The 8357-nt window shown below is 68.1% G+C and carries 8 protein-coding genes and 1 pseudogene; all 9 read right to left on the reverse strand.

From position 1 onward, the window contains the following. Window positions 1-566 (reverse strand): annotated as a pseudogene (locus ABT130_RS46045) (membrane dipeptidase); the annotation flags it as partial. A gap of 65 nt (window positions 567-631) precedes the next feature. Further along, window positions 632-1648 (reverse strand): ABC transporter ATP-binding protein, encoded by a 1017-nt coding sequence (locus ABT130_RS46050; protein ID WP_350966266.1) that lies wholly within the window; start codon window positions 1646-1648, stop codon window positions 632-634. After that, window positions 1635-2624, reverse strand: coding sequence for an ABC transporter ATP-binding protein (locus ABT130_RS46055; RefSeq protein ID WP_350920377.1), 990 nt, complete (start codon window positions 2622-2624; stop codon window positions 1635-1637). The genes ABT130_RS46050 and ABT130_RS46055 overlap by 14 nt, the downstream gene beginning before the upstream one ends. Continuing rightward, window positions 2621-3517, reverse strand: coding sequence for an alpha/beta fold hydrolase (locus ABT130_RS46060; RefSeq protein WP_350920374.1), 897 nt, complete (start codon window positions 3515-3517; stop codon window positions 2621-2623). Before ABT130_RS46060 ends, ABT130_RS46055 begins: the two co-directional genes overlap by 4 nt. Beyond that, window positions 3514-4689, reverse strand: a complete 1176-nt coding sequence (locus ABT130_RS46065) for a M24 family metallopeptidase (RefSeq protein ID WP_350966267.1) — start codon at window positions 4687-4689, stop codon at window positions 3514-3516. Before ABT130_RS46065 ends, ABT130_RS46060 begins: the two co-directional genes overlap by 4 nt. A gap of 3 nt (window positions 4690-4692) precedes the next feature. Continuing rightward, on the reverse strand, window positions 4693-5598 hold the full coding sequence (locus ABT130_RS46070; RefSeq protein ID WP_350966268.1) for an ABC transporter permease: 906 nt from the start codon (window positions 5596-5598) through the stop codon (window positions 4693-4695). Further along, on the reverse strand, window positions 5595-6548 hold the full coding sequence (locus tag ABT130_RS46075) for an ABC transporter permease (RefSeq protein WP_350966269.1): 954 nt from the start codon (window positions 6546-6548) through the stop codon (window positions 5595-5597). The genes ABT130_RS46070 and ABT130_RS46075 overlap by 4 nt, the downstream gene beginning before the upstream one ends. A gap of 32 nt (window positions 6549-6580) precedes the next feature. Further along, the gene (locus tag ABT130_RS46080; protein ID WP_350966270.1) at window positions 6581-8203 is read right to left on the reverse strand and encodes an ABC transporter substrate-binding protein; all 1623 of its coding nucleotides are present in this window, start codon (window positions 8201-8203) and stop codon (window positions 6581-6583) included. Window positions 8204-8205: 2 nt separating this feature from the next. Then, a complete protein-coding gene (locus tag ABT130_RS46085) occupies window positions 8206-8331 on the reverse strand; it encodes a membrane dipeptidase (RefSeq protein ID WP_350966271.1) in 126 nt (41 codons plus the stop codon). Window positions 8332-8357: the final 26 nt, after the last annotated feature.

Consider the following 8357-nt stretch of genomic DNA (forward strand, 5'->3'; position numbering starts at 1 on the left):
ATACCGATCTGGCGGACGCCGAAGCCGTACAGGATGTCCAGGCGATCGAGCTCGTTCTCGATCATCGTCGCCGCTTCCAGCCCGGCCACCAGCGCCATCCGGTCGTCGCGCTTGGCCGCCTTGATGTCGTCCACGGTCAGCGCGTGCACCACGTAGTCCTGCTTGGCGATGTCCGCGAGCCGCAGGCCGAGGGCGTAGATCATGTCGTTCCACTTCCAGCCGTTCTCGCTGGTGACGCACGACGCCCCGGCCATGAAGTTGTCGAACACGGCGGTCATTCCCGAACGCGACAGGCCCTCGTAGCCGGTACGCTGCCGGCCGGTGCGGTTGTATCGGCGCAGTTCACCGACGTCCTTGGGGAGAACCACCGCGTGCTCGTGCAGTGAGATCACGATGTGCTCGGCCATGATCCGGCTGACCCGTTCGGACTGCTCGGCCGACACCTCACCGTCGTAGGCGGGCACCCGGCCGATCTGTTCGGCCAGCTCGAAGTCGGCGTAGTCGACGCCCGGTTCGAGATAGCCGTAGGCCTGGTGACCGCGGTAGGAGGCGGAAGGTGACTGCATGGCGGTGAATCCTCCAGATGTATTGATGTCGTGGCAGCCCGGGGCCGGGCACCGGTGACGGTCGGTCATGCCCCGCCGAGGCGGGCCAGGGGGGTCTGCTCGGGGAAGTGACAGGCGACCTCGACGGCCGACGCGGACCCGATCCGCAGAACGGGTTCGGTGTCGGCGCACACGTCCCGAGCCTTCGGGCAGCGCGTGCGAAACCGGCACCCTGACGGCGGGTCGACCGGACTCGGCGGGTCGCCGGCCAGCAGGGTTCGCGTGCGCGAGGCCCGGCCCCGCGGCTCGGGGACGGGCACCGCTTCGAGCAGCGCCCGGGTGTACGGGTGCTGGGGACGCTCGTAGACCTCCCGGCGGTCGCCGAGTTCCACGACCTTGCCCAGGTACATCACCGCCACCCGATCGGAGATGTGCCGTACCACCGACAGGTCGTGCGCGATGAACACGTAGGACAGGCCCAGTTCCCGCTGCAGTCGCCGCAGCAGGTTGACGACCTGCGCCTGCACGGAGACGTCCAGCGCGGAGACCGGCTCGTCACAGACCACGACCTCCGGCTCCAGTGCGAGCGCGCGGGCTATTCCGATGCGCTGGCGCTGCCCGCCGGAGAACTGGAAGGGGTACCTGTCGAGGTGGTCCGGGTTGAGCCCGACCACGTCGATCAGTTCCTTCACCCGGCTCAGCCGCCTGTCGCGGGGCAGCACGTCGGGGTGAATCTCGAACGGTTGCATGAGCAGGTCGCGAACGGTCTTCCTGGGATTCAGCGACGTGTAGGGGTCCTGCAACACGATCTGGACGCTGCGTCGCATCGTTCGCAGCGCGCGGCCCGACGCCGCGTGGACGTCCACGCCGCGGTAGCGCACGTGCCCCGATGTCGGGGTGTCCAGGCCCACGACCGTGCGGGCCAGCGTCGACTTGCCACATCCCGACTCGCCGACGACGCCGAGGGTCTCGCCGCGCCCGAGGGTGAACGACACGCCGTCGAGGGCCTGCACGGCACTGCGGCGCAGATTCAACAGGCCGCCCCTGACCGGAAAGTGCCTGACCAGGGAATCAACTTCGAGCACGACTTCACGCTCGCCCATCGAACACCTCCGCACGCAGATGGCAGGCGCTGGTACGGCCTGCCGCGATCACCTCAAGCCCGGGCTGCTCGGACCGGCACAGGTCGATCGCGATGTCGCAGCGCGGATGGAACGCGCACCCCTTCGGCGTCATCACCGGGTTCGGCGGCGCGCCGGGGATGGCCCACAGCTCGTCGTCCTCCCGATCCGTCCGCGGCATCGAGCGCAGCAGCCCCCGGGTGTACGGGTGAGCCGAGTGTTCGAAGAGCTCCTCCACGGAACCGCGTTCGACGATCCGGCCCGCGTACATCACGGTCACGTCGTCGGCCACCTCGGCGACCACTCCGAGATCATGGGTGATGAGCATCATCCCCATCCCGTTCTCGCGCTGGAGCTCGGTCAGCAGCTCCATGATCTGCGCCTGCACCGTGACGTCCAGGGCTGTGGTGGGCTCGTCCGCGATGAGCACGCGCGGGTCGAGCGCGACCGCCAAGGCGATCATGATCCGCTGGCGCATGCCGCCCGAGAACTGGTGCGGATAGTCGTCGACGCGGCGGGCCGCGGCGGGAATCCGTACCCGTTCCATCAGTTCGATGGCCCGGGCGCGCGCGGCGGAGCGGGACATCCTCCGCCTGACCCGCAGCAGCTCGCCGATCTGATGGCCCACCGTGTAGACGGGGTTGAGCGCGGACAGCGCGTCCTGGAAGACCATGGCGATGCCCTCGCCGTTGACCCGTCGGCGGACCCGTTCGGCCGCGGTCACCAGATCGGTGCCCTCGAACACGATGCTTCCCGAGGTGATGCTCGCCGGCGGCGTGTCCAGCAAACCCATGATCGCCTGGGCCGTCACCGACTTGCCGGACCCCGATTCGCCGAGGAGCGCGAGCGTACGGCCGGCGAAGACCTCAAGGCCGACGTTGCGTACCGCGCGAACCGCCCCCTCACGAGTGGCGAACTCCACGCTGAGGTCGTCCACCCGCAGGACGGGCGCGTTCACGGCCTGCCTGCCCGAGGGACGAGCACGCCCGCCCTGGTCAGGAAGTCGCGCACCACCTGCTGGAAGAGTTCCGGCTCCTCCAGCTGGGGGGAGTGACCGGACTTCTCGAACACCACCAGCTCCCCGTCGGGGACGAGGTCGGCGATCGTCTGGGAGGCCGGCACCGGCGTGCGCCAGTCGTGCCGTCCCACGGTCACGAGCGTCGGGCAGGTGATCTCGTGCAGCCGCGGGGTGAGGTCGTAGGCCGGCATGTTGACGCCGAACGCCTCGTTGTGGGTCCTGTAGTGGTAGGAGGTCTGCGCGACCCGCCGCTCGACCGCCTCGGGATCGTAGGTGTGGTCGTAGAGGGGCAGGATGGCCCGCCAGTACTCCCTGAACTCCTCGTTGCCGGTGAAGTGGCCGGTGCCGATGCGCTCGATGACCCATTCGGGGATCCGCACCCGGTCCGTCGTCCGGGCTCGCTCGACCGCGAGGTGGTCGTAGTCGGTGTTGGCCGCGGTGTCCCGCAGGACGAGCGCGGCGACGTTCTCCGGATGGGCCAGGGCGTACTCCATCGCGATGAAGCCGCCGTAGGACCCGCCCGCCATGACGATTCGGCCCAGATCGAAGTGCCGGCGGATCGCCTCGACGTCGGCGACCCACTGGGCGTGGCTGAAGGGCCCGGCGTCACCGGACTCACCGGACCCGCGAGCGTCGAAGACGACGACTCGAAGCCGGTCGGAGAACGGCCCGAACGACCGGCGCGGTTCGGCCCGGCTGCCCAGCCCGGGAGCGCCGTGGTGCACGATCATCGCCGGCGCGTTCTCGGGTCCCATGACCTCCACGGCCAGGGGGTTGCCGTTGATCTCCACGAACACCGTGTTCTCCTCGGTCTGTTTCCGGCTCTTCGTCATGGCGCGATCACGTTCTCTTCGAGGCTGCGCGGATAGCCGGTCAGCCGTTCGGGTCCCGCGTCGGTGATCAGCACGGTGTCGGAGATGCGGTAGCCGCCGTGGCCCGGCACGTACACGCCCGGCTCGCTGGAGAGCACCATTCCGGCCCGGAGCACCGTGTCGTCGCCGTCCTCCACCCACGGCGGCTCGTGCTGCTGGACACCGATGCCGTGCCCCTGACGGTGCCGGATATGCTCGCCGAGCCCGTGCCCCCTGATGACATCGAGACACTCACGGTTCACCTCCGCGCAGGTACGGCCGGCGCGCAGGCCCGCCGTGCCGACCTCCTGAGCCTCCGCCGCGACGGCGAAGTAGTGCCGCTGGTCGGCGTTGGGCTCGCCGATGACGAACGTCCGTTCGCTTTCGACGAAGCGGCTGCCAACGGCGGCGCCCAGGGAGAGGATGACGGTGTCGCCGATCTCCAGCCTGCGCCTGCTGGGCAGTCCGTGCGGGTTCGCGGAGTTCGGGCCGGCGTACACCAGGCCGCCGGCCAGCTTCGTCGTGTAGATGACATGGTCGTAGCGTTGGTACATCGTGTCGGAGCCGTACCCGATGACGTGCCGTGCGAGATCGCCCTCGCTTGGCAGCGGGCGCCCCGCGCGCAGCGCGTCCTCGATGAGCGCCCGGCCCGCCGCGAGCATCTCGTCACAGATCCCGGCCGCCTGGCGGTGCCAGGCGAGCTCTTCCGGATGCTTGATGAGCCGCAGGTTCGACACCGCCGAACTGGTACGGAGTTCGGCCGTGCCCAACGCCTCGGTCAGCGCCCGGTGGCCGGCGAGGCTGAGCCCGCCCGAGACGCCGATCCGGGCCGCGGGCCGGCCTGTGCGTCCGATCTCCCGTGCGAGTACGGCCTCGGCCGGATCGACGCCGGGAAACTCGGCGTAGGTGACGACGTCGGCTTCGACGCGCTGCAGCGCCGCGTACTCCTCATCGAGCTTCGGCACCACGCACAGGGGCCGGCCGTCACGAGGGAACCATAGGTAGACCGGTCGTTCGGTGACGGCGTAGAAGAATCCGGCGAGGTAGGCGACGTCACTTGGTGTCGTGGCCAGGAATCCGTCCAGACCGTCCTGTTCCAGGGCGTCCCTGAGCGAGGAATGGACGTCCGCGTAGTAGTCGGAAGAAAGGCGCATAGGTCACCGGTCCTTCAGCCGAGGGTCGCGTGAGTCGTTGAATCGCACACCGGCGACCGTCGCCGAGAGCACGAGCAGCAGGATCGCCAGTGACGGGAACAGCGTCTGCCACCACGCGGTGGAGATCACGCCACTGCGCTGGGCGTTGAGGATGATCCGTCCCCACGACCAGGAGTCGGGGTCGCCGAGCCCCAGGAAGCTCAGTCCCGCTTCGGAGATCACCGCTCTGGCCGCGGTGAGCAGCACGCTCACCACGATCAGCGGCACCACGGCGGGCAGCACCTCACGGGTGACGATCCGCCAGCCTGTCGCGCCGAGCGCACGGGCGCCATCGATGTAGGGCATGGACACCACGACCAGGCCGTTCGATCGGATCAGCCGGGTGACCTCGGGCCAGGAGAACAGCCCGATGACGAACGTCAGCGTCGTGACGCTCGGGCCGGCCAGCGCGGTCACCATGATCATGAGCGGCAGCAGGGGGAGCGACAGCATCAGGTCGGTCACCGTGGTGACCCAGGCATCGGCCCGCCTGGAGTAGGCGCCGAGCAGGCCTAGGGCCGTACCGATGACGATCGCGATCGCCGACGCCGCGATCGCCACCGTCAGGCTGACCCGGGTTCCCCACACCACCTGGGCGAACACGTCCTGGCCGAGATCGTCGGTACCGAACCAGTGCGCGACCGACGGCGACCGCAGGATCTCGGAACCGAGCCCACCTGGTCTGTCCACGAAGAACGGGCCGAGCAGGCCGGTCACCAGGAACACCAGCAGCATCGAGATCGACAGCGCGCCGCTGGGCTTGGCCAGGAAGCGCCGGAGGCTCTTCATCGCCGACGGCGGGGTGCTCGCCGCCGGCTCGTCCAGCGCGACGGCACCGGCGGGCCGCACGTCGGGAGGCATCGCGCTCATGCGCGAATCCTCGGGTTGAGCAGCATGCTGACCACGTCGGTGATCAGGTTCGCGACGACCACGGTGATCGCGAGCATGATGAACGCTCCCTGCAACAGCGGATAGTCGAGTTGGCCGACGGCCTCGTAGATCAGCCGTCCGACGCCGGGGTAGGCGAACACGGTCTCGGTGAGCACCGCCCCGCCGACCAGGGTGCCGAGCTGAAGACCCATCAGCGTCAGCGCCGGGAGGAACGCGTTGCGCAACGCGTGCCGCCACAGAGTGCGCTGCGGTGACAGGCCACGGCCGCGGGCGCTTTTGATGTAGTCCTCACCGAGGACCTCGAGCATGTTGGTGCGCAGCGTGAGCGCGTACGGCCCGAGCTGCACGACCACGAGGCTCAGCAGAGGCAGCGCGAGATGGTGGAACAGACTGATGTACGCGTCGACGCCCCGGGTGTCGGGGTCGATCGCGCCGCCGATCGGGAACCAGCCGAGCCACGAGCCCGCGACCACGAGCAGCAGGATCCCGATGCTCGGGACGAACAGCGCGTGCCCGGTGATCCCGAACATCTGGACGATCCGGTCGACGCGCTTGCCGCGATGGGCGGCGGCGTACACGCCGAGCGGGATGCCGAGCACGATGGTCAGCACGAACGCCGAACCGGCCAGGAGCGCCGTCCACGGCAACCGCGACACGATGATGTCGGTGACCGGCTGGAGCTGCCTGAACGACGTGCCGAGGTTGCCCTGCAGCAACTCGGTCAGATACAGCCAGTACTGCATGAGCATGGGCTTGTCCAGCCCGTACTGCTCTCGCAGCGCCTGCTGCATCTCGGGGGTCATGTCCCCTTCGACGACCAGAAGGGTGGGATCACCCGGCAGCAGTCGAAGCAGGAAAAACGTCACGGTGACCGCGATCCAGATGGTCAGGATCGCACGCATCGCCCTTCTGGCGATGAATCCAGCCATGGGGTGACCCCACCTCCTCTCCGTTTCTCGCCTCAGCCGACGGGCCGGACCTGCGACAGCGAGTAGCCGGTCACCATGCCGAGCAGATCGCTGGGCGAGGGCTGGAAGCCGGTGAATTTGGCGGCGTTGTAGGCGAACTGGATCTTCTCGACATAGAGCGGCGTCAGCAGCGCCTGCTCGTGCACGTAGCCGTCAAGCTCCTTGATCTTCCCCACGAACTCGTCGTGGTCGGTCGTGACGGCGGCCTCGTTGATGAGCTTGTCGAGCTTGGGGTCCTTGACCAGGTTGTAGTTGATGCCGCCCGGGTTGCTCGACAGGTACGTGCTGCGGAGCTGGTCCATCGGGTTGTCGAAGACGGCCCACTGCGAGACGTCGATGTCGTAGTCGCCGCTCTTGGTCCTGCTGAGGAACGTGTTCCGCTCGACGCACGACGCGACGAGTTCGACGCCGGCCTTGGCCGCGTCCTCCCGCACCACCTGGGCGACCCGGGTCAGGTTCGGGTTGCTCTGGTCGCAGACCATTTCCAAGGACAGGCCGTCGAGCTTCCCGTCGCCGTTCTTGTCCGCGTACCCTTCCTCTTCGAGCAGCTTGCGCGCGGCGGCCGGGTCGAACGGGTACGGCTCGAGCTCGGTGTTGTCGTACTCCCCGAAGATCGGTGAGATCGGGCCGGTCATCGCCGAACCCTCACCCTGCAGTACCGTCGAGATGATCGACTTGGTGTCGACGACCATCGACAGCGCCTGCCGGACCTTCGGGCGGGCCAGATGCTCGTTGGTGACGTTGTAGGTGATGTGGGCGAAGCCCAGCGAGCCGACCTCCTGCAGCTTGATCTTCTCATCGCCCTTGAACGAGGCGACGGCCGAGGCGGGTACCGGCGTGCCCATCAGGTCGATGTCGCCGTTGCGCAGCGCGAGTTGCATGGTGTTGACGTCCGGGTACAACCGGTACTCGACGGTGTCGACGGCCGCACCACCCGCGGGCGCGTAGGGGTACTTGTCATTGCGCGTCATCACGTAGCGCTGACCGGGCGTGGCGCTCTTCAGGATGTACGCGCCCGCGCCGACCCAGTCGGAGTTGTTGGCGAACTTGGTGATGTCGCCGGCCTTCTCGAAGATGTGCTTGGGGACGACGGACATCCAGAAGCCCACGCCTTCGGCGAACGGCGCGTAGGGCTGGCTGAGCTTGAAGACCACCGTGGTGGCGTCGGGCGTCTCGATGCCCTCGACCCAGGTGAGCTTCGCGGCCACGTTCCCCAGCTTGTTCTTCATGATCGTCTCGGCCGAGTACTTCACATCGGCCGACGTCACCGGGGTGCCGTCACTCCACACGAAGTCGTCGCGCAGGGTGAAGACGACCGACTTGCCGCCGTCTTCGTGGGTGTACTCGCTGGCGAGCTCGGGGACCTTCTTGGCGTTCTCGTCGATCCGCAGCAGGTGCGGGTACATCGCGTTGAGAATCCAGTTGTCGGTCTTGCTCAGCGACTGCAGCGGGTTGAAGTTCGCGACGTCGGTGGTGGTGCCGATGCGCAGCGTGGTGGAGCTGCCGCCGCCGGTCGGATTCGAGGCGCCCTGGCCCTCGTTGAGGCCGCACGACGTGAGCGTCAGTGCGGTCACGGCGGCCGCGACGGCGCCGGACCAGCGTCCGAGGGTACGCATGTTCACCAGACTTCCTTGAGTACGCGCAGGATGTTCCCGCCGATGACCTTGCTGATGTCGTCGTCGCCGTAGCCGTGCTTGACGAGCCAGCCGACGATGTTGGTGAAGTTCTCCGCCGGGTTCTCCATACCGGCCACGTACGGCACCCGCGGGT

Source organism: Streptosporangium sp. NPDC001681 (assembly GCF_040298085.1).
Classification (GTDB): domain Bacteria; phylum Actinomycetota; class Actinomycetes; order Streptosporangiales; family Streptosporangiaceae; genus Streptosporangium.